Source organism: Rahnella sp. BIGb0236 (genome assembly GCF_004364755.1).
GTDB classification, from domain to species: Bacteria; Pseudomonadota; Gammaproteobacteria; order Enterobacterales; family Enterobacteriaceae; genus Rahnella; species Rahnella victoriana.
Genome location: NZ_SOAO01000001.1, coordinates 176,215 through 198,055, shown reverse-complemented (window position 1 = coordinate 198,055; position 21,841 = coordinate 176,215). Strand labels below are relative to the sequence as shown.

Genomic DNA, 21,841 nt, shown 5'->3' with positions numbered 1-21,841 from the left:
AAAGCGCATCGTGCAAACTCAGGCTTCGGTGGCCTTTTCCTGCTCAGTCTTTACCTGCGCATTCGCCAGCATTCTGCGTACCGGAATGATCAGCACAAACAGCACCGCCGCACAGATCAGCAACGCGATGGAACAGCGCGCGAACAGATTCGGCAGCATATCCAGCTGATCGGCTTTGACGTGTCCGCCAATCAAACCGGCGGCCAGATTACCCAGCGCGCTGGCACAGAACCACAGCCCCATCATCTGGCCGCGCATTCTTTCCGGCGCCAGCAGCGTCATGGTCGCCAGACCAATCGGGCTGAGGCACAGTTCGCCCAGAGTCAGCATCAGGATACTGCCCACCAGCCACAGAGGTGAAACCCCTGCGCCGCCATTGTTCAGCACATTCTGCGCCGCCAGCATCATGATCCCAAAACCCGCCGCCGCGCATAAAATGCCGATGACAAACTTGGTGATACTGCCCGGACGCACATTGTTCTGCGCCAGTCGCGGCCATGCCCAGCTGAAGACCGGAGCCAGCAGGATAATAAACAGCGCATTGATCGACTGGAACCACACGGCAGGGATTTCAAAATCGCCGATCATGCGGTTGGTATAGTCGTTGGCGAACAGGTTGAACGAGGTCGGTTTCTGCTCAAACGCCGACCAGAAGAAGGCCGCAGACACCAGCAGAATAAAGCACACCAGCAGGCGGGCGCGTTCTTTGCGGTTCAGCCCGGCGAACACAAACAGATAGATGAAATAAAGCGCCACGGACGCCGCGATCACATACACCAGCACGCTGGCCACTGCGACCGGATTGATCACAATGATGCCCTGCGCGATCAGCGTCACGATCACCGCCACGCCTGCCGCCAGCGCCAGCAACCAGCCGCCGACACCGTTTTTCTTCGCCACCGGACTGTTCCAGGTGGAATCCAGCCCCACTTCGCTGTCATAGCGTTTCATGGCCGGAACGGCATACAGACGGAAGATAATCAGCGCCACCAGCATCCCGATACCGCCGATACCAAAGCCCCAGTGCCAGCCGTGGGTTTTGATCAGCCAGCCGGAAATCAGCGGCGCGATGAAAGATCCCATATTGATGCCCATATAGAACAGCGAGAAACCGCCGTCACGACGTGCATCGCCTTTCTTATACAGCGTACCGACCATCACGGAGATACAGGTTTTGAACAGGCCGGAACCGAGGACAATAAACATCAGACCGATGAAAAACAGGCTGTCTCCCATGAATGCCGACAGCGCAATCGACAGGTGGCCGAGGGCGATGAGGATCGACCCGTACCAGACCGCCTTCTGCTGCCCCAGCCAGTTATCCGCCAGCCAGCCACCCGGCAGCGCCGCCAGATACATACAGCCGGCAAAGATACCGACGATGGCCGAGGCGTTTTCGCGCGCCAGTCCCATACCGCCGTCGTACACCGTCGCTGCCATAAACAGGATCAGTAAAGGACGGATGCCGTAAAACGAGAACCGCTCCCACATCTCAGTGAAGAACAGTGAACCCAGCGGATAGGGATGGCCGAAGAAAGTCCGGCTTTCGTTTTTATTAACAGAGGAATGCATAAAATCTCCAGAGAAAGTCTGTCGGAATCGTTGTGAATACGCTTGCCCGGCGGCTGTCGTGCAGCCGCTCTTTAACATTCAGCGGTTATTATTTGATTGCTGAATACTGGTATTGTCTGGTATTAACCGCAGAAGTTTTAGAGGAAAAGTCGAGGAATGTCTACTTTTACAGATTTTATCGCGGAGATTTTGAAATGATTGTTACAAGTTTCCGTCGCCAGCGCAGCGTGTTTCGGGCGTTTTTAATACGTTGATACCTCATATATCAAAATCGTGTAACCTGCCCGGTTCGGCGGAAGGAAAAGCATCAAAGGTGCCGCTGATATAAACGCCTTCTCTGAAAATAACCACCTCATCCACTCTGACCGGGTGCTGACACTGGGCACAGACAATGGAATGGACGATATCGGCCAGCGGGGTATTGGCTGCCGCAACAAAACGATCAGACCCGCATTGTTCGCAAACAATTTTAATATCCGGCATGTGACGCGCTCTGCATAAGATGAAATGAATCCTTAAAATATAGCACAATTGGATAAATCTCATTGCTAATTTTGAGGTCATTCACTAGCAGGGCATTTTCAGTTAAAAAAAAGCCCGCATGCAGAGCGGGCAAGCACACACAGACACAAGGTAAAATGCAGTGGTTATCTGTAGCGGGGTACAGATAAATCAATCATAGCTGCCTTTATCCCGTCCGCGAGATGGCTTGCCCTGCCTGTTGAAAAATAGGAATAATCCGCAATTTTTATGTCTCAGACGACGACATGACGCGGACATTTTTCACCGGATCTCTGAAGCTTACACCGTCCCTGTCCCGCCATCTGAACACCAGATCTGACCGGAAGAATAACTGCTTTCCGAAGAGGCCAGCGTCACATACAGCGGTGCGATTTCGGCAGGCTGCCCCGGGCGTTTCAGCGGAGCCTGTTCCCCAAAGGATTCAATTTTTTCCTGCGGCTGACCGCCGGAAATCTGCAACGGCGTCCAGTACGGTCCCGGCGCAACGCCGTTGACCCGGATCCCGTCGCCCGCCAGCTGTTTTGCCAGCCCTTTGGTGAACGCCATGATCGACGCTTTGGTTGACGAATAATCCAGCAGATTATCGCTCGGCGAAAACGCCTGCACGGAAGTGGTATTAATGATCGAACCACCGCGCGGAATGAATTCCAGCGCCGCTTTGGTGATCCAGAACATCGCATACACATTGGTTTTATAGGTGGCATCAAAGGCTTCGGTGGTCAGGTCTTTAATCGAATCACAGAACTGCTGACGACCGGCGTTATTGATCAGCAGATCCAGCCCGCCGAGTTTTTCTTCGGCCTCTTTCACCAGTTGCTGACAGAATTTCTCATCGCGGATATCACCGGGGATCGCCACGACTTTCAGCCCTTCCGCCCACAGCAAATCGACCACTTGTTTCGCGTCCGGCTCTTCGTCCGGCAGATAGTTAATAGCAACCTGTGCGCCTTCTCGGGCGAAGGCAATCGCCACCGCGCGGCCAATCCCGGAGTCACCGCCGGTGATCAGCGCCTTGCGACCTTTCAGACGTTCACTGCCTTTATAGGTCAGCTCGCCGTGATCCGGCAGCGGATTCATTTTGCTGGCCAGCCCCGGAAACGGCTGTTTCTGATGCTCAAACGGCGGCGTCGGATAGGCATCCACATGCGGTTCATTCAGTGATTTGGGGATTGTTTTGCTGTTCATAAACATTCCTTATTTTTTGATGAATGGATTTTAAAAATAGAACATCACGGGCGGCCTGTGGGCATCATCAGACACTTCTGATGATCCTGCGTTACCGGGAACACTTATTTGGCCGGTAACGCATAGGCCACGACCGCATCGCCGGACGTGGTGCCCAGCCCGCCGTGACCGCCTGCGGCGATCACCACAAACTGCCTGCCGTCATCGCCGGTATAGGTCATCGGCGTGGCCTGCCCGCCCGCCGGAAGCCGCGCGCGCCACAGTTCATTACCGTTGTTTTCATCAAATGCGCGCAAATAATTATCCGCCGTGGCGCCGGTAAAAATCAGCCCGCTTTGCGTGATCACATCCGCGCCCATCATGAAAATCCCGGTCGGCAGTGGCACATTGGTGTGCGTACCGAAAATGTTCATGTCGCGTGTGGTCCCGGCCGGTCTTTCCCAGGCAATTTTTCGGGTATTGAGATCAATCGCCACGATTTTCCCCCACGGCGGCGCGCTGCACGGCGCATCCAGTAAACTGAGCCAAGGTTTGACGATCGCCGCCCACGGTGTGCCGTATTGTGGCCCGACCGAGAAATCTTTCGGTTTCGGGTACGGTTGCTTGCTCGTCCAGCCCGCCCATTTCTGCATCAGCCCTTCCCGGATGGCATCGGCGGATTTCTTCACTTCCATGGTGAACGGGATATAGCTGGTGTTGGCGATCAGCACATGGCGGATCGGATCCACCGACGCGCCATACCAGTCAATGACGCCATCAAAGGCCGGATAGGCAATGGATTTGCCCTCTGCGGGCGGCGTGAACTGTCCCTGATAACGGGCGCTTTTGAACTGAATACGACAATAAAGCTGGTCGATAGGGGTTGCGCCCCAGGCATCAGATTCTTTCAGATCGGCAGGAGAAAGATTGGGCATACCGACCGAATCCGGCTGCGTCGGCGAAAGGCGTTCACCCGGCAAGGACGGCGAGGTCGGCACCGGTTTTTCATTCACCTGCGCCAGCGGTTTGCCGGTACGGCGATCGAGCAGGAACAGTTGCCCCATTTTGGTGGTTTGAACCAGCGCAGGCACCGTGCTGCCATCCGGCGATGGCAGATCGACCAGCGTCGGGCCGACCGGCACATCGAAGTCCCACACGTCATGATGCACGGTCTGGAAATGCCAGCGTTCCTCGCCGGTATGGATATCCAGCGCCACAAGCGAACTGGAATATTTATCATCAAACGGGCGGCGTTTGGCGCCGTAGTAATCCGGCGTCGCATTGCCGAGCGGAATGTAAATCAGCCCGAGGGCCGGGTCGCCGGTGTAAGTTCCCCAGCCGTTTGGCGTACCGCGCGTGTAGACTTCCCCTGCTTTCAGCGGCGCATTCGGCGGATTTCTGCCCATATCCCACGCCCACGCCAGCTGACCGGAATTTACGTCGTAAGCACGCACCACGCCCGACGGCTCACCGGTGGACTGATTGTCGTAAATCCAGCCACCGAGCACGATGCGGCCATCCATCACCATCGGCTGCGAGGTAATAAAGTGGAAGCCCGGCGGCACGTCGCCCATATGGTCGGTCAGGCTGACAAAGCCGTTCTGCCCAAAGGAAGAACAGGGTTTACCGGTCTGCGCGTTGAGTGCCACCATCCGCGCTTCGCTGGTGGTGGCGATGATTTTTTCCGGACACACTTTGTCGTCGGCGCTCTGGCTGTATGCCACGCCGCGACAGGCCAGATATTCATTGGCTGAGGTGTCAGATTTAGGATCGAACTTCCAGCGTTGTTTGCCGCTGGTGGCGTCAAGGGCAATCACCTCGCGGTGCGGCGTACAGATAAACAGGGAATTCCCGACCTTGATGGGCGTCACTTCGAAATTGAATTCACGCCCGCCCTTGTCCTCGCCTTTTCTCATCACATCGCCGGAATGGTATTCCCATGCCGGTTTGAGCTGACTGACATTCGCCGGGGTGATCTGAGTCAGCGGCGAATAGCGTTGCCCCGCTTCTGTCCGGCCATAAAAGCGCCAGTCATTGCTTGCCGGCGTGGCGGCTGGCGGCGTATCGCCCGACTGCGCGGGGATCGCCTGATGGTGAACAAAACGTGACGCGGTCACTTGCCAGCCGGTATAAAAAATCCCGGCAATCGCCACGATGTACACCAGCCCGGCCAGCGTACCGGCACGGGGATTATCCCCGTCTGCCATTACCTGGCGGGTGACCCAGGGCAGGCTGCACCAGACGCCCAGCAGCGCCATCACAAACAGACGCGGCATCAGCTGCCAGCCGTCCAGGCCGACTTCCCACAGCGACCAGCCGCAGCACACCAGAAACGTCAGCAGATAGAGCCAGATGCCCCGGGCTTTGCGCCGCGCAATGAAAATCCCGCTGAGTAAATACCCGGCACCAAACAGGATATACCAGGGTGATCCGCCCAGTGCCGCCAGCCAGATCCCCAGCACCAGATAAGCCAGCCCGATCAACCCGATAACCAGCCCGGTCATGAACGACCAGGTAAAGATCCGTTTACTGTTCATGATGGTTTCTTTTGTGAGAGAGGGTGATTAAAGGATATGTAACGTCAGGCGACATTCCGGCCTGAGCGCAGATTTCATCCCGGCAAACAGGATTAATCGTTAATTTTCAGGCACATTTCGTCAGTGTTTATTTGTCTCAAAAGTTTACAAAGCAGACGAATAATGTGGAAAGCAACAAAACCTTCGCCTCATTCATTTGCATTTCGACACAAAAAAATCCCCCAGCCTGAGCGCCATTTCTCGCTATTATCCTGTCCTACAGAAAAAGCACAGGCTTCGGCTTTACTGCTCATACAACGGACTGGCGGCATATCACCGAGGCAGGCATTAAGTTGATGGTTTTAACGGGATAATCTATGCGTCATTCTAAAATTGTAATGTTGTCAGCTCTGGTCGTTTCTTCCCTGTTACCGCTGGCGAACACGGCTTTTGCCGCGTCGAATTCACATGAAATCAAATCGTTCTACGATGATTCCAAACTCTATGCCATTGGCGATCAGGTGCCTGCGCTGTACCGCACCAAGCCGTATGAAATCGTCGGCTGGCAGGAACGTCACCTGCCTGCGCCGGACGCGGGCAGCCACTGGACCTACATCGGCGGCAGCTACGCGCTGATCACCGATACCGACGGCAAGATCCTCAAAGCCGAGAACGGCGATATTTACTTCCAGTAACGGGTTATCGTGATGGAAAAGAAAGGCCTGAAGCGATTCAGGCCTTTTTTACGGGTGTTTCCCCGCCATTCTCACTTTCGAAAGTAATAAAGAGCGGAAGTATCAGGCAAACAGACATATCATGATGCGTGAACAGGGATGGTTCACGCAGTGTTCTGCTTCATCACACCCGACGAACAACGCGAACTGTCAGACATCACCCATGAGCTATTGGCTCTCTTTCTCCGGGGCTCCCATGAGCGACTCGCAGCAACCTCTTTCCGTGCGTAAGCACCCCATGAAGCTCAGTACCTCTGTCATTCTGATGATCAGCGCGGTGATCGCGTCTGTCCTGCTGGTGGTTCATCTGCTGTATTTCGTGCAGGTGAGCGATACCACGCGCGACGGTGTAAAAGATAAGGCGCTGGCGGTGGCGCGCACGCTGGCGGATTTACCTGAGATAAAAAATGCCCTGGCGCTGCCGCCGGACAGCGGCATTATCCAGCCCATCGCCAGCGCGGTGCAAAAGCGCAACGACCTGCTGTTTGTGGTGGTCACCAATATGGACGGCATCCGCTACTCGCACCCCAATGCCGATGTGATCAGTCATCATTTTATCGGCGACGACATCAATCCCGCGCTGCTCGGCAATGAAAATGTCTCCATAAACAAAGGCACGCTCGATGAGGCGCTGCGCGTGTTTACCCCCGTGTATGACGATCATCACAGGCAAATCGGCGTGGTCGCCATCGGGATTTCGCTGGTCAGAGTCACCGAGCAAATCAACAAAAGCCGCTGGAGCATTCTGTGGACCGTGTTATTCGGCATGATGGTCGGCGCGCTGGGCACCTATTGTCTGGTGAAAATGCTCAAACGGATTTTGTTCGGGCTGGAGCCGTACGAAATCTCTACCCTGTTTGAACAGCGTCAGGCGATGTTGCAGTCGATCAAGGAAGGCGTGATCGCGGTGGACGATCTTGCTCATGTCACATTGATCAATCAGACTGCACGGCAGATCTTTCAGGAAACCGCGCAGGACGTCACGCCGCACGAGGAATCACTGCCGCTGATCGCCAACCTGCGCGATGTGCTTAATACCGGCGTGCCGCGTCGTGATGAAGAAATTAACTTTAAGGGACGCCTGCTGCTGAGCAACACCGTGCCGGTACGCAATAACGGCGTGATCATTGGCGCGATCTGTACTTTCAGGGATAAAACCGAGGTCAGCCAGTTAATGCAGCGTCTGAGTGGCATGGTAAACTACGCGGATTCGTTACGTGAACGTTCGCATGAATTCATGAACAAACTGCATGTGATCCTCGGATTGCTGCACATGAAAAGCTACGCGCAGCTTGAGGATTACATTCTCAAAACCGCCAATAACTATCAGGCGGAAATCGGTTCCCTGCTGCTGAAAATCAAGTCTCCGGTGATTGCCGGTTTCCTGCTGAGTAAGATCAACCGCGCATCGGATACCCGGCATTTGCTGACGCTCAGCGATGACAGTCTGCTGCCGGATAATAACAATGAAGATCAGGTGGCGGCGCTGATCACCGTGCTGGGCAACCTGATAGAAAACGCGCTGGATGCGCTGGGCGATCAGCCTGATGGTGAGGTCAGCGTGTTGCTGCATTACCAGAACGGCTCGCTGGCCTGTATCGTCAGCGACGACGGTCCGGGCATTCAGCCGGAAAATATTGACGCAATATTCGAAAAGGGTGTGTCGTCGAAAGGCGATCAACGCGGCATGGGGTTATTCCTGGCGAAACAGCAAGTGGAAAGCCTCGGCGGAATGATTAATGTAGAATCCGAGCCTGACGTTTATACCCAATTTTTTGTACAACTTCCCTGGGATGCGGAGAGGACACGTTCTTGATCAATGTGCTGATAGTGGATGATGATGCCATGGTGGCAGAGCTTAACCGTTGTTATGTGGGCCAGATTGATGGCTTCACCTGCTGCGGCACCGCGTCGACATTGCAACAGGCGAAAGATCTGGTTTTGAATTCAGAACTGTCTATCGATCTGATTTTGCTCGATGTGTACATGCAGCAGGATAACGGGCTGGATTTGCTGCCTGAACTGCGTAACGCCCGTCGCCCCATCGACGTGATTGTGATTTCTTCTGCAGCGGATGCCGAGACCATCAAAAAATCGCTCAATTACGGCGTGGTGGATTATCTGATCAAACCGTTCCAGTTCTCCCGTTTTGAGGAAGCACTGACCGGCTGGCAGCAGAAGAAAACGCTGATGGATAATCAGCAGTATTACGAACAGTCCGACGTTGACCGGCTGATCCACGGCAGCAATCCGGCGGCAGCGGACACCAAAAAGCTGCCAAAAGGCTTAACGCCGCAGACATTACGCACGCTGTGTCAGTGGATTGATGCCCATCCGACCATTGAGTTCTCCACGGATGAACTGGCCAGCTCGGTGAATATTTCGCGGGTGTCCTGCCGTAAATACCTGATCTGGCTGGCGCAGATGAACATTTTGTTCACCAGTATTCATTACGGCGTCACCGGCAGACCGGTCTACCGTTACCGTCTGCAGGCCGATCACGCGTCGTTACTCAAACAATACTGTCAGTAAGTGGTGATCTGATAAGTGTCATCCAGCGGCGTGAAGGTAAACTGCCGCTGTGATGACACGATGATCTGCCCGTCGCGGGTGACGAAAATCGCTTCGATATGCGGAATTTGCGGCAGATACGCCAGACTCTTCTCCACGCCCATTCCGTACAACAACGTCGTCCAGATATCCCCGTCTATCGAGTCCTGCGAAATAATGGTTACGCTGAGCAGTTCATTATCCAGCGGATAACCGGTTTTCGGATCGAGAATGTGGTGATAACAGTGGCCGTCCAGCTCGAAATACCGCTCGTAAACCCCTGACGTCACCACCGATTTGCCGGTCACACCGATCACGCCAATCAGCGTATCGGCATCGGCAAACGGCTTTTTCAGGCCGATGCCCCACGCGCCTTCCGCACCGGCACCGAGCGTCTGCACGTTGCCCCCGAGATTGATTAAGGCGTTCTCCACCTGCGCTTCCCGCAGGGCATCGCGCACTACATCGGCGATATAACCTTTGGCAATCGCACCCAGATCAATTTCCATACCGGCTTTTTGCAGAAACACCGAGCGCGCGGATTCATCGAGGATCACATCCTGCGGATGGGTCAGCGCCAGCAACGCCTGTAAATCTTCTGCGGCGGGGATGCTGTGACCGCTGAAGCCGATTTTCCAGCGTTTGACCAGCGGGCCGATGGTGAAATTGAAACTGCTGTCTGGCAGGCAACTGATGGCTTTGGCGCGGCGGATTAACTCAAACACCGGCGCGCTGACGGTGACAGGGTCACGTCCGGCGGCATGGTTAATCGCCATGATGTCGGAGTGCGGGCGGTTCACCGTGAAGGTGATTTCCTGCAATTTGATCAGCCTGAAAATGCGCGACGCCAGACTCTCGTTATGTTCAAACAGCTTGAGAAGAATGGGCGAACCCATCAACACAGCGGAATAAGCATAGATACGATCGTCTGGCGTCATGGAAAATCCTTGCTGATGAACGGTTACCGCATCGCAAATTTCGCGGCGTTTTGTCCGGCAAGGATACCGAAGATAATGATATCTGCAACGGCATTACCGCCGATACGGTTACCGCCGTGAATGCCGCCGACCACTTCACCGGCCGCATACGCCCCGCCGAGCACCTGTTGCTGCGCATCCAGCACGCAGGTATCGGTATTGATGGTCACGCCGCCCATGGTGTGATGCACGCCCGGCGCGATGCGGATGGCGTAGAACGGCCCCTGATTGATCGGGTGGCGCAGCGCGGTGCGGCGACCAAACTCCACGTCATCCTGCTTATCAACGGCCACATTATAGCTTTCCAGCGTTGCCAGGAAGGCGTCAGAATCCATCTCCAGTTTCGCCGCCAGTTCGCGCGGTGAACTGCCGCTGATGACAAAGCCTTTCGCGATGTATTCGTCAGCCGCTTTGTTGTTCAGGCGCACCTGCTCGTCGAACACCACGTAGGCGAATTTCTCCGGCAGCGCGATGATGTTCGCGGACACTTTGTCGCGGGTTTCCATCTCATTGAAGAAGCGTTTGCCCGCCTGGCTGACCAGAATCGCACCGCCGCCACGAATGGCCTCGGAAATCAGGTAAGAGGTGGTTTGCTCAACGGTCGGGTGGATCTGGATCTCGCCCATGTCCACCGTGCCTGCGCCGATATTTTGCAGGATGGCGATACCGCTGCCGGTCGCACCTTTGTGGTTGGTGGTCACGAAACCGTCCAGCTCAGGGCGGTATTTCACTACCATGTCGCGGTTGGCGCTGAAACCGCCGGTCGCCACGATCACGCTTTTGGCGTTCACGGTCAGCACTTCATTGTCGTCATTGAGCAACTGCACGCCCTGCACCGCGCCACCGGCATAACGGATTTCAGTGACGGAAGTGTCGAGCATCACGTCGATATTGCGCTTGTTGAGGTTTTTCACCAGACCGCTGATCAGGAAGCCGCCTACTGCGCTGCGGTCCGCCGGACGGTGCGTACGGTCAATGCTCATGCCGCCGGTGATGGTGATATCGCTCAGCTCAATCTGGTGATCGGCCAGCCATTCCACCGCCAGCGGTGCGCGCTCGATAAACTCTTTCAGCAGCACGGTGTTGTTTTTGAACTGGCCGCCCTTCAGGGTTTCCTGATAGAACAGCGCTTTACTGTCTTCAATGCCTTTCAGCTGCTGATAACGGGTTTCAGCGGCGTTCATGCCGACTGACGCTTTAATGGTGTTACCGCCAATGGTCGACATTTTCTCCACGATCAGCACTTTCGCGCCTTCGTCACACGCCTGAATCGCCGCGGCCAGACCGGCACCGCCGCTGCCGACGACCACAACGTCATAGCTTTGCGGCGCATTCAGGTTGCCGCCCTCTTCCAGCAACTGCGCTTTACAGGATTTGGCAATGGCTTTCGATACGGCTTTTTTTACCGCTTCACTTTGCTCGGTCGCGCCGGTGACTGCATCGACGTGCGGGCTGTTGGCGTCGAGAATACGGCTGCGGATGATGTCAAAATGGGTGGTGAATTCCACATCCAGATCCGCGCCCGCTTCCAGCACGATATCGGCAATGCGATCGGTGTCCAGACTGACATTCAGCGCCAGCTCGTGGTTCGCGTCCTGCACTTTTTCCCGGAACACACCGGCTTTGAATTTCTTCGACGTCATGCTCATGTCGCGGATCATCGCGTCAACCAGCGAGAAGCGCCACAGCGGCTCAGGAATGGTCAGCGCCTCGCGTTGGGTGCTGTCGATGAACAGCTCAAGTTTCTGACCGGCGGCGATACGGTCAGTCCAGTCCGGATAAGCAATGCAGGCTTTACCGATGGCGATCATGTCGTAACCGTGTTCCAGCGCCTTCTCAGCGTCGGAGATATTGACGATCCCGCCCACACCCATCACCGGGATTTTGGCCAGCGTGTCGGAACGCATCGCGACATATTTGTCGATCAGCGGTGTCGGATCGGTGGTATCGACAATGGAAGGACGCAGCGAATAACCGAGGGAGAAATGCAGATAATCGAGGCCGCGCGCCGCCAGTTGTTCCAGCAGGTACAGGGTGTCAGCAAAGCGGATACCCGGCTCTTCCAGTTCTTCCGGTGAGAAACGGTAACCAATAATAAACGCGTCGTCGGCGTATTTCTTCGCCATCTCATGGGTGATATCCAGAACGGCCAGCGGGAAGCGGGCGCGGTTCTCGCGGCTGCCGCCCCATTTGTCGTCACGCTGGTTAGAGTTTGGCGAGAAGAACTGCTGAATAAGATAGGTATTGGCACCGTGGATTTCGACACCGTCAAAGCCGGCTTCAATCGCACGACGCACGCCTTCACCGAATTTGGTGATCATGGCGTCCACTTCTTCTGCGGTCAGCGCCACCGGCGTGGCAGCACCCTCACGCGGCGCCGCCAGCGCACTGGGTGCCACCGGCTGCTGGCCGCCGATCAGTTTCGGTTCGCTCATGCGGCCGCCGTGATAAATCTGCAACACCGCTTTCGAGCCCTGAGATTTCACGGCGGCGGCGATTTTCGCCAGTCCGTCGATTTTGCTGTCATTGTCGATGCCGATCGCACCGGGGAAGGCCAGACCTTTATCATCGATAAAGCAACACTCCACGATCACCGTGCCGATGCTGCCGGCACGGGCGCGATAATAATCGACCAGTTCACTGGTCACCGTGCCGTCATAAAAACCGGTGCAGGTGGTCATCGGCGCCATCAGGATACGGTTTTTCAGCACGGTGCCATTTGGCAAAGTGAACGGACTCAGTAACACATTTTTGTTGCTCATAATCGTGACTCCAAACTTAATTATTAATTTCTGAATTCGTTATCGGCGCGCTATTTCGGTTAAGCGTTGTGGAGTGTCGAATTATTATTCGTTATTTTTATTTCGATGCCGATGTCATACTTTTAATATAGTTTTATTTTTACTTTCAAAACCTCTTACATTAGTTAATTAACTATTTATCTATTAACTTAACACCTGTTATATTAAAAATATGTTAACGGTTAAATTAAATAATTACACGGATGCAAACTCCGCGCTTATTTGTATTTAACTGATGGGATTATTATTACATCCTGCGCACCCTTTTTTCCCTGCAGATCACGGAGTTCGCCGTCTGGCAAGTTGCATAGGGTCGTCAGTGACCGGCCTGTTCCGCTGTGAATCACTCTCATTTCGCCTACTCCATTTTTGCCGTCATGTTTCTGCTGGGAGCCTCCGCGCATCCGTCGGCGTTTATTTTCCCCGCACCTGACTTCGGCGTCATTTTATTTCATTTAAAAAGAGTTTCATCGCTGTATTTTGTTGATCAAGATCAACAGTAAAAACCAGGGAAATCGCATTATATAAATGTTTCCTCCCTCTTACGGGGAATACGAAGTACTCAGGGCAAATAACAATAACGAGGCAATTAACATGCCACTATTGAATAACTAAAAAAAAGATTAAGTAACTAAAAAAACCAGACAACATCTTACCTATGCATCATCACAATATTCCTAACTACCTAAGATAAATATTATGAGCGAAACAACAAAAACTGCGGTGAAAGAGCCAGCGAAAAATGCCGGATCCGGCAAAAAAAATTGCTGGATCTTTATGGTACTTCCCGTGCTGGTGTCCGTGCTGTTGCTGCTGGTTCCGGTCCCTGCCGGTCTGGAACCTCATGCATGGCATTTCTTTGCCATCTTTGTCGGTGTCATTATCGGTCTGATCTTCGAGCCATTGCCGGGTGCGGTGATCGGCTTAACCGGCGTGGTGGTCATCGCCCTGTTCAGTCAATGGCTGCTGTTCAGCCCGGCTGAGCTGGCGGATCCGAAATTCAAAACCGCGGCGCAGTCCTTTAAATGGGCGGTCAGCGGTTTTGGTAACTCAACGGTCTGGTTAATCTTCGGCGCATTCATGTTTGCCGCGGGCTACGATAAAACCCAGTTCGGTCGCCGTCTGGCGCTGATCCTGGTGAAATATCTGGGCCGCCGCAGCCTGACGCTCGGTTATGCCATCACCTTTGCGGACCTGTTACTGGCCCCGTTCACCCCGTCCAACACCGCGCGCAGCGGCGGCACGATCTACCCGATCATCGCCAACCTGCCGCCGTTGTATGGCTCAAAACCGAATGACCCGAGTGCGCGTAAAATCGGTTCTTACCTGATGTGGGTGGCGATCACCGCAGCCTGTATCACCAGTTCCATGTTCCTGTCTGCACTGGCCCCTAACCTGCTGGCGCTGGGTATTGTGAACAGCGTCACCGGTATTAACATTTCCTGGGGCACCTGGTTCATCGCCTTCCTGCCGGTCGGTCTGCTGCTTCTGCTGACCATGCCACTGCTGGCCTACTGGTTCTATCCGCCGGAAGTGAAAATCAATGACGAAGTGCCGCGCTGGGCGACCGCTGAGCTGGCAAAACTGGGCAGAATGTCCCGTCATGAAATCCTGCTGCTGGTCTTCGTATGCTGTGCGCTGGCAATGTGGATTTTCGCGGCAAGCTTTATTGAACCGGCAATGGCCGCACTGCTGGTCGTGGTGCTGATGCTGTGGACCGGCGTGCTGAACTGGAATGACATCACCAGCAACAAACCGGCGTGGAACACCTTCGCCTGGTTCGCCACGCTGGTGGCACTGGCTGACGGCTTATCCCGCACCGGCTTCATCGCCTGGCTGGGTAAAGAAGGCGCGGCGCTGATGGGCGGTATCTCTCCGGGTGCGGCGACCATCGCCCTGCTGCTGGCGTTTTACCTGCTGCACTACCTGTTCGCCAGCACCACGGCGCACACCACCGCGCTGTTGCCCGCGATGCTGACGATTGGTGCTGCCATTCCGGGCATCAACATGCAGGTGTTCTGTCTGCTGATGGTGACGTCTCTGGGCGTCATGGGGATCATCACCCCGTACGGTACCGGCCCAAGCCCCATTTATTACGGCAGTGGTTATCTGCCGACCAAAGATTACTGGCGTCTCGGTACCATCTTCGGCGCTATCTTCCTGATTGCCTTACTGGTGATCGGGTATCCGTGGATGGTCATGATGTTCTGAGTGTGGCGATAAAATCACCCACAAAGCATTAACAGAGCATTTACTGAAAGAAAACATATAAACCCCGTTGCCAGCCTGTGTATTTGGCTGGCAACATACAGATCGAATATAAACGTCGCCCCGAACACCTCTGCTCTACCGAGTCAACAGTCCCACCCGTGGCGGCAAAAACGGAAAAAGTGAGAAAACAATGTCGAACAAACCGTTCTATTATCAAAATCCCTTCCCCGTTTCCAAAGATGACACCGAATACTATCTGCTGACCAAAGACCATGTTTCTGTCAGCCATTTCGACGGCGAAGAGGTGTTAAAGGTTGAACCTCAGGCGCTGACCCTGCTGGCACAACAGGCTTTCCACGATGCTTCCTTCATGCTGCGCCCGGCGCATCAGCAACAGGTGGCGTCAATTCTTCATGATCCGGAATCCAGCGAAAACGACAAATACGTCGCGCTGCAATTCCTGCGTAACTCTGAAATCGCCGCCAAAGGGATCCTGCCAACCTGTCAGGACACCGGCACCGCGATCATCATGGGTAAAAAAGGCCAGCGCGTCTGGACCGGCGGCGGCGACGAAGCCAGCCTGTCTCAGGGCGTCTACAACACCTTCATTGAAGATAACCTGCGCTATTCCCAGAACGCCGCGCTGGATATGTACAAAGAAGTGAACACCGGCACCAACCTGCCTGCGCAAATCGACCTCTACAGCGTCGATGGCGACGAGTACAAATTCCTGTGCATCGCTAAAGGCGGCGGCTCCGCCAACAAAACCTATCTGTATCAGGAAACCAAAGCCCTGATCACCCCGGCTAAGCTGAAAGATTATCTGGTGGATAAAATGCGTACGCTGGGTACCGCAGCCTGCCCGCCGTACCATATCGCGTTTGTGATTGGCGGTACGTCGGCGGAAGCCACGCTGAAAACCGTGAAACTGGCCTCCACCCATTACTACGACGGCCTGCCAACCGAAGGTAACGAACACGGTCAGGCATTCCGTGATGTGAATCTGGAACAGGAACTGCTGGTGGAAGCCAACAACCTCGGTCTGGGCGCACAGTTCGGCGGCAAATACTTTGCTCACGACATCCGCGTGGTGCGTCTGCCGCGTCACGGCGCGTCCTGTCCGGTCGGGATGGGCGTTTCCTGCTCCGCAGACCGTAACATCAAAGCCAAAATCAACCGCGACGGCATCTGGATCGAAAAACTGGAAGACAATCCGGGCAAATACATCCCTGAAGCATTGCGTCAGCAGGGCGAAGCCGGTGTGGTGAAGGTTGACCTGAACCGTCCGATGAAAGAAATCCTGGCTCAGCTTTCTGAATATCCGGTGTCTACCCGCCTGTCGCTGAGCGGTACGATCATCGTCGGTCGTGACATTGCGCACGCCAAACTGAAAGAGCGTCTGGATAACGGCGAAGGCTTGCCGCAGTACATCAAAGATCACCCGATTTACTACGCAGGCCCGGCGAAAACCCCTGAAGGTTACGCGTCCGGTTCCCTCGGCCCGACCACCGCTGGCCGCATGGATTCCTACGTGGATCTGCTGCAATCCCACGGCGGCAGCATGATCATGCTGGCAAAAGGCAACCGCAGCCAGCAGGTGACCGACGCGTGTCACAAACACGGCGGTTTCTATCTCGGCAGCATCGGCGGCCCGGCAGCGGTGCTGGCGCAGCAAAGCATCAAGAGTCTGGAATGTGTGGAATACCCTGAACTGGGGATGGAAGCCATCTGGAAAATTGAAGTGGAAGACTTCCCGGCCTTCATCCTGGTGGATGACAAAGGCAACGATTTCTTCCAGCAAATCCATGCCAGTACCTGCGCGAAATGCGTGAAGTAAGAAAGCCTGAGTAACACAGAGGCCCGCCAGCAATGGCGGGCTTTTTTTGGAATCAATATCACCCTTCCCACACAGCACCTTTCTGTCTGTTTGACGTCCAGTCAGATGCGCGTAGACTATCTCAATATCGTTAATTTTTGAGATAGTTTCCCTATGGCTATAAAATTTCCTCCCGTGCTGGTTCCGCTGGAGAGCCTTCATGGCGAACACTATGTTCAATATCAATCCTGCGCCAGACTGATCGATGAACAGGGTCGCTATTTGCCATGGCATAAGTATCAGTATCGCGTTGCCAAAGGACTGGATCCGGTCACGGCCTGGAGTTTTACCCGGCGGACGCGTCATTCCGCCATGCAGTTTATCGGCTATGCCAACACTAAAAATCAGCAGGCGGGCTTCAACCAGACGGCGCTGATGACGGAAGTCTGCGAACAGGCAGACAAGTTGGCGACCACACTGGCGCTGGGCCAGCAGCAGAAACGACTTTCCGATATCGGCGCAGCACTGGTGCATTTGCAGTACGAAGAACCCATCACCAGTTCGCAACTCGAAGGGGCCAATACCACCACATTGGTGGCGTGGAAAATGCTTGAATCAGGTCGCAAACCCTGCACGGAAAGTGAGCACATGATTGCCGGGAATGCCCGCCTGATGAAGGAGATCGCCGCGCATCTTGAGGAGCCGCTGAGTATCAGCCTTATCCGTCAATTTCATGCGACGGGAATGGGAGGTATTGATGATGCCAGATATGTTCCCGGCGATTTCCGCACCACCGACGATGTGGTCATCGCAGACTATGACGGCAATGTCGTCCATCAGCCGCCACCCGCCGCGGAGATTACCCCACGTTTGCAGGCTATTTGCGACTGGGCCAACGGGAAAAATGGCGGTTATATCCATCCGCTGATCCGTGCCTGCATTTTGCATTTTATGGTGGCGCATGAGCATCCTTTCAGGGATGGCAACGGACGCACCAGCCGCGCATTATTTTACTGGTCGCTGAGAAAGTCCGGATACGACGCTTTTCAGTATATTTCCATCAGCAGCCTGCTTTATGCCGCCCCGGTAAAATACGCGCAGAGTTACCAGTACACCGAATCCGACGGCATGGATCTGACCTTTTTTATCGAATTTCAGATGCAGATCGTGAAACGCGCATTAAATCATTATCTGGAACATATCGAGACGATGTTAAAACGCAGGGCCGTGGCAGAGAAAATATTGTTCGAATCGGGTGCATTCCACCGGCTGACACGCCGTCAGTTTGCCTTGTTCAATATTATGCAAGCCTGGCCTGATACTGAATTCTCGGCCGCACAGATCAGCGACATTCTGGGCGTGTCAGATAACACTGCAAGAACGGATCTGCGGGCACTGGTGCGGGAAACGCTTGCCGGGGAATATCAAACCAACGGCCAGAAGACCGCGTACAGTCTGGCGAATAGCCTCAGGTCGTTTGGCTGAAATACCCCATAACCGTACCGCAGACTTTCATCTGCGGTACGGCGGATGACGGGCTGATTAACGCTCTCTCAGCGCCTCGTTCATTTTGTTCAGCGGTTTGAGCAGGTAATCGAGAATACTTTTATTGCCGGTTTTAATATCCACCGTGGCAATCATGCCGGGGAAGATATAGAACTTCTCGTGGTGCTTATTTTCCAGATAATTGGCGTGCGTTTTGATATTCACGCGGTAATAGTATACATCACGCCGCACTTCATCCTGAAGAGTATCAGGGGAAATGGTGGTCACTTCGCCGTCAAAACTGCCGTAAATCGAATAGTCGTAGGCGGTGATTTTCACCTTCGCTTTCTGACCCGGATGAATAAAGGCCACATCGCGTGGCGAGATTTGTGCTTCCACCAGCATCTGATCATCAATCGGCACCAGCGTCATCAGCTTGCCGTTCGGCGGGATCACCCCGCCCACCGTGTTCACGTCGATGCTTTTCACAATCCCTTTCACCGGCGAGAAGAATTCCAGACGGTTCAGCGAGTCTTTACGCCCTAAAATGACCGAACGCTGGGCTTCGATTTCGGCGTTGGCTTTCGCCAGCTCTTCACCGGCACGCACGTTGTACTGGGTTTCCAGATCGGTGGCTTTGCTTTCCATTTCGTTGATCTGACGTTGCAGACGCAGCACTTCCACATCACTGGCCGCGCCCTGTTTCACCAGCGGCGTGGTCATCGCCAGCTCACGGCGGATCAGCGTAACGCCCTGCTTCAGTCCGGATAACTGTTTTTCCAGACTGGTGCGGCTGGAGTTATACAGCTCGGTTTCCGACTTCACCAGTTCCGGCTCATCATCCAGTTCTGCCGGAAAGGTCAGCGGCGTGTTGTTGATTTGCGCCGTTAAACGCGCCGCCGTCGCCAGCGCCGCATGTAAGCGCGCCACGCTTTCCTGCACCCCGGATTCGGTTTTGGTGCGATCCAGCTGCGCCAGACGTTGTCCGCGCTCCACCACTTCGCCTTCCTGCACATCAATCGAATGCACAATGCCGCCTTCCAGCGACTGCACAATCTGCTCGTGCGACGAGGGGATCACTTTGCCGGTGCCGGTGGTGACTTCATCAAGCGTGTAGAAGTTCGCCCACAGGAAGAAGCACAGCAGCATCAGTGACAATGCCCACACCAGAATGGTAGAGCGCGGCAGGGCTTTTTCCGCCCGCTGACGCTGAAAGGTTTTGCGTCCGTTCATCATGAAGCCTCCTGTTTCACCGGCGGTGTGTTGGCTGCGGCGGTCTGTCCTTTTTGCCTGAAATGCTTATTCAGGATCTCGTCTTTGTTGCCATCGAGGGAAATACGGCCGTTATCCATCACGATGATGCGATCCACCAGTTGTAAAAGCGCCAGACGGTGCGTGGCGATCACCAGCGTTTTGTCTTTTGCCCATGTGGTGAGTTGGGTAATCAGATTCCATTCGGAAATCTCATCCAGCCACGCTGTCGGTTCATCGAGCAGCAGCACCTGCGGCTGGAGGATGATATTGCGCGCCAGCAACAGCGCCTGACGCTGGCCGCCGGAAAGCCCGACACCGCCTTCGTGGATCAGGAAGTTCAGGCCGTCCTCTTTTTGCTGCACAAAGGTCAGCGCCCCGCTGATCACCAGCGCCTGATGGATTTCCTCGTCAGTGGCCTGCGGACGCCCCATGGTGATGTTGTCGCGCACCGAGCCAAAGAACAGGTTCGCGTGCTGATTGTGCAGCGCCACGTCGCGGCGCAGATCCGCCGGATCAATCTGTTTGATGTTGACGTTGTCGAGCACCACCTGACCTTGCTGCACCTGCTGCATGCCCGCCAGCACCTGCAACAGGGTGGATTTACCGGCACCGTTTTTACCCAGAATGGCAATCTTCTCGCCCGGTTTGATGTTCAGACGCGCAATGGCCAGATTGACCATTTTGGCTTCTTCGTCGTAGTAAAATACCGCGTCATTGAGCGCGTATTCGCCGGTGATCTGCGGCTTATGCACCATCTTCCGGCCATCTTCCTGATCAATCGGGCGCTGCATCAGTTCATCCAGCCCTTTGCGGGCGACTTTCGCCTGCTGCCAGCGGGAGAGCACACCGGAAATCTGCGCCAGCGGCGCAATGGTACGGGAGGCCAGAATGGTCGTCCCCACCAGCGCCCCGGTGGTCATGTCGCCGCTCATCACCAGATAGCAGCCGACCAGCAACACCACCGCATAGACAATGGACTGCACTTCCTGCGTCCAGGTCATCAGCATGCTGGTCAGAAAACGCTGACGCATACTGATATCCGCCGACACTTCGTTGCAGTGATTCCACTGGTTCTGGAAACGCTGTTCGGCGCGCATCAGTTTGATGTCTTCGAGGGATTCCACCGCTTCGACCAGCGAGGCGTTACGCACCGCCGATTCACGCATACCTTCGTTTGCCAGCTTCGCCAGCGGTTTCTGGATCAGTAAACCGGGGATCAGCAGCAAAGGCAGCGCCAGCAACACCACAAACACCAGCGGCCCGCCGATCATCCACAGAATGACCGTAAACAGCAGGAAGAACGGCAGATCGGCCATCACGCTGATGGTGGTCGAGGTGATCAGTTCCCGCACGGATTCCAGCTCGCGGATTTGCGAAATAAAGGATCCGGTGGATTTGGAGCGGGCGCTGTTTTTAATGCGCAGCGCACGGCCAAATACGCGGTCAGAAATGCGCAGATCGGCGCGTTTCCCCACCACATCGGAAATATGCACACGGACCATGCGCATCACGAATTCAAAAATAATCGCCAGCATCACGCCGCCGAATAACACCCACAGCGTCGGGATGGATTGCGACGGCACTACGCGGTCATACACCTGCATGGAAAACAGCATGCCCGCCAGCGCCAGCACGTTGGCAATCATGGAGGCCAGCATGATGTCGCTGTAACGACGCCAGTCTTTCAGCGCCAGATCCCAGAACCAGTTTTTCTTGTACGGTTTGATGTAGTTATCAACACGCGCATCAGGAATGGTGTGCAGCGGGCGCAGCAAGGTGGTGCTTTGCGCCCGCTCAGCAAGTTGTTCAGCCGTTAAGGTGGTTTCCAGACCCTGATCTTCCGTGAACTGCACGGCGCACTGGCCGCTGGCGTCCATATGCGTCACCACGCCCAGTCGCCCGTTATCGAGCGTAATGACAAACGGCACGGAAACCGGATCCAAATCTCGCGGGTGGAAATCACGCGTCACGCGCCCCAGTCCGAGTTTTTTGGCCATTTCATCGAGCACCACGTCGGCCGGAGAACCCATCTCCCACGCGATGGTGGCTTTGACGTGTTCTTCTGAATAGTCCAGACGATAGTGCTTGGCGATATCGAGCATGGCTTTCAGCCAGGCGGTGTAGCCTTTATCTAACATGGTCTCTTTTTTCATCTTCATTCTTCCCTAATTCATTCTTCCTTCACGCTCATTCCGGAACATGAACAGGCCATCCGGAGAAGCGGAACAGAGCATTTCCC

The 21,841-nt window shown here is 54.8% G+C and carries 14 protein-coding genes; 6 read left to right on the top strand and 8 right to left on the bottom strand.

The features are described from left to right. Positions 1-18 precede the first annotated feature (18 nt). The 4 genes from EDF78_RS00860 to EDF78_RS00845 all read right to left on the bottom strand — a co-directional run bounded on the left by EDF78_RS00860 (position 19) and on the right by EDF78_RS00845 (position 5,795). Positions 19-1,572, bottom strand: coding sequence for a peptide MFS transporter (locus tag EDF78_RS00860; protein ID WP_095925713.1), 1,554 nt, complete (start codon positions 1,570-1,572; stop codon positions 19-21). A gap of 258 nt (positions 1,573-1,830) precedes the next feature. Next, positions 1,831-2,055, bottom strand: coding sequence for a hypothetical protein (locus tag EDF78_RS00855; RefSeq protein WP_133822282.1), 225 nt, complete (start codon positions 2,053-2,055; stop codon positions 1,831-1,833). A 318-nt stretch (positions 2,056-2,373) separates the two neighbouring features. Beyond that, entirely contained in the window at positions 2,374-3,279 is a 906-nt protein-coding gene (locus EDF78_RS00850; protein ID WP_133822281.1) for an SDR family oxidoreductase, read from the bottom strand. A gap of 104 nt (positions 3,280-3,383) precedes the next feature. Next, the gene (locus EDF78_RS00845; protein ID WP_133822280.1) at positions 3,384-5,795 is read right to left on the bottom strand and encodes a membrane-bound PQQ-dependent dehydrogenase, glucose/quinate/shikimate family; all 2,412 of its coding nucleotides are present in this window, start codon (positions 5,793-5,795) and stop codon (positions 3,384-3,386) included. Between the two features lie 356 nt (positions 5,796-6,151). Here EDF78_RS00845 and EDF78_RS00840 point away from each other — a divergent pair, with 356 nt between their 5' ends. The 3 genes from EDF78_RS00840 to dcuR all read left to right on the top strand — a co-directional run bounded on the left by EDF78_RS00840 (position 6,152) and on the right by dcuR (position 9,040). Next, positions 6,152-6,469: an RcnB family protein gene (locus tag EDF78_RS00840; RefSeq protein ID WP_095925710.1), complete on the top strand. Its 318-nt coding sequence runs from the start codon at positions 6,152-6,154 to the stop codon at positions 6,467-6,469. A gap of 235 nt (positions 6,470-6,704) precedes the next feature. Beyond that, on the top strand, positions 6,705-8,324 hold the full coding sequence (locus EDF78_RS00835) for a sensor histidine kinase (RefSeq protein WP_133822279.1): 1,620 nt from the start codon (positions 6,705-6,707) through the stop codon (positions 8,322-8,324). Next, positions 8,321-9,040 carry a two-component system response regulator DcuR gene (gene dcuR, locus EDF78_RS00830; protein ID WP_095925708.1) on the top strand — a complete coding sequence of 240 codons (720 nt, stop codon included), beginning with the start codon at positions 8,321-8,323 and terminating at the stop codon, positions 9,038-9,040. Before EDF78_RS00835 ends, dcuR begins: the two co-directional genes overlap by 4 nt. On the opposite strand, the gene EDF78_RS00825 is transcribed toward dcuR, so the two are convergent. Both EDF78_RS00825 and EDF78_RS00820 read right to left on the bottom strand, forming a co-directional pair. Then, positions 9,034-9,996, bottom strand: coding sequence for an FAD:protein FMN transferase (locus EDF78_RS00825; RefSeq protein WP_133822278.1), 963 nt, complete (start codon positions 9,994-9,996; stop codon positions 9,034-9,036). The two genes, dcuR and EDF78_RS00825, sit on opposite strands and share 7 nt — an antisense overlap. 23 nt (positions 9,997-10,019) lie before the next feature. Continuing rightward, entirely contained in the window at positions 10,020-12,797 is a 2,778-nt protein-coding gene (locus EDF78_RS00820) for a flavocytochrome c (protein WP_133822277.1), read from the bottom strand. A 738-nt stretch (positions 12,798-13,535) separates the two neighbouring features. On the opposite strand from EDF78_RS00820, the gene EDF78_RS00815 reads away from it, so the two are divergent. The 3 genes from EDF78_RS00815 to EDF78_RS00805 all read left to right on the top strand — a co-directional run bounded on the left by EDF78_RS00815 (position 13,536) and on the right by EDF78_RS00805 (position 18,348). After that, positions 13,536-15,047, top strand: coding sequence for an anion permease (locus EDF78_RS00815; protein ID WP_133822276.1), 1,512 nt, complete (start codon positions 13,536-13,538; stop codon positions 15,045-15,047). Between the two features lie 190 nt (positions 15,048-15,237). Then, positions 15,238-16,884 carry a class I fumarate hydratase FumA gene (gene fumA / locus EDF78_RS00810; protein WP_133822275.1) on the top strand — a complete coding sequence of 549 codons (1,647 nt, stop codon included), beginning with the start codon at positions 15,238-15,240 and terminating at the stop codon, positions 16,882-16,884. 153 nt (positions 16,885-17,037) lie between these two features. Next, on the top strand, positions 17,038-18,348 hold the full coding sequence (locus tag EDF78_RS00805) for a Fic family protein (RefSeq protein ID WP_133822274.1): 1,311 nt from the start codon (positions 17,038-17,040) through the stop codon (positions 18,346-18,348). 57 nt (positions 18,349-18,405) lie between these two features. On the opposite strand, the gene EDF78_RS00800 is transcribed toward EDF78_RS00805, so the two are convergent. Together EDF78_RS00800 and EDF78_RS00795 are read right to left on the bottom strand one after the other, a co-directional pair. After that, the gene (locus tag EDF78_RS00800; RefSeq protein ID WP_119824869.1) at positions 18,406-19,581 is read right to left on the bottom strand and encodes an HlyD family type I secretion periplasmic adaptor subunit; all 1,176 of its coding nucleotides are present in this window, start codon (positions 19,579-19,581) and stop codon (positions 18,406-18,408) included. Further along, on the bottom strand, positions 19,581-21,755 hold the full coding sequence (locus EDF78_RS00795) for a type I secretion system permease/ATPase (protein WP_229921189.1): 2,175 nt from the start codon (positions 21,753-21,755) through the stop codon (positions 19,581-19,583). The genes EDF78_RS00800 and EDF78_RS00795 overlap by 1 nt, the downstream gene beginning before the upstream one ends. Between the last annotated feature and the right edge of the window lie 86 nt (positions 21,756-21,841).

Bases quoted from the DNA above. Each gene is read 5' to 3' on its own strand.
- EDF78_RS00860 (WP_095925713.1), bottom strand. From the start codon at position 1,572: ATGCATTCCTCTGTTAATAAAAACGAAAGCCGGACTTTCTTCGGCCAT.
- EDF78_RS00855 (WP_133822282.1), bottom strand. From the start codon at position 2,055: ATGCCGGATATTAAAATTGTTTGCGAACAATGCGGGTCTGATCGTTTT.
- EDF78_RS00850 (WP_133822281.1), bottom strand. From the start codon at position 3,279: ATGAACAGCAAAACAATCCCCAAATCACTGAATGAACCGCATGTGGAT.
- EDF78_RS00845 (WP_133822280.1), bottom strand. From the start codon at position 5,795: ATGAACAGTAAACGGATCTTTACCTGGTCGTTCATGACCGGGCTGGTT.
- EDF78_RS00840 (WP_095925710.1), top strand. From the start codon at position 6,152: ATGCGTCATTCTAAAATTGTAATGTTGTCAGCTCTGGTCGTTTCTTCC.
- EDF78_RS00835 (WP_133822279.1), top strand. From the start codon at position 6,705: ATGAGCGACTCGCAGCAACCTCTTTCCGTGCGTAAGCACCCCATGAAG.
- EDF78_RS00825 (WP_133822278.1), bottom strand. From the start codon at position 9,996: ATGACGCCAGACGATCGTATCTATGCTTATTCCGCTGTGTTGATGGGT.
- EDF78_RS00820 (WP_133822277.1), bottom strand. From the start codon at position 12,797: ATGAGCAACAAAAATGTGTTACTGAGTCCGTTCACTTTGCCAAATGGC.
- EDF78_RS00815 (WP_133822276.1), top strand. From the start codon at position 13,536: ATGAGCGAAACAACAAAAACTGCGGTGAAAGAGCCAGCGAAAAATGCC.
- fumA (WP_133822275.1), top strand. From the start codon at position 15,238: ATGTCGAACAAACCGTTCTATTATCAAAATCCCTTCCCCGTTTCCAAA.
- EDF78_RS00805 (WP_133822274.1), top strand. From the start codon at position 17,038: ATGGCTATAAAATTTCCTCCCGTGCTGGTTCCGCTGGAGAGCCTTCAT.
- EDF78_RS00800 (WP_119824869.1), bottom strand. From the start codon at position 19,581: ATGAACGGACGCAAAACCTTTCAGCGTCAGCGGGCGGAAAAAGCCCTG.
- EDF78_RS00795 (WP_229921189.1), bottom strand. From the start codon at position 21,755: ATGAAAAAAGAGACCATGTTAGATAAAGGCTACACCGCCTGGCTGAAA.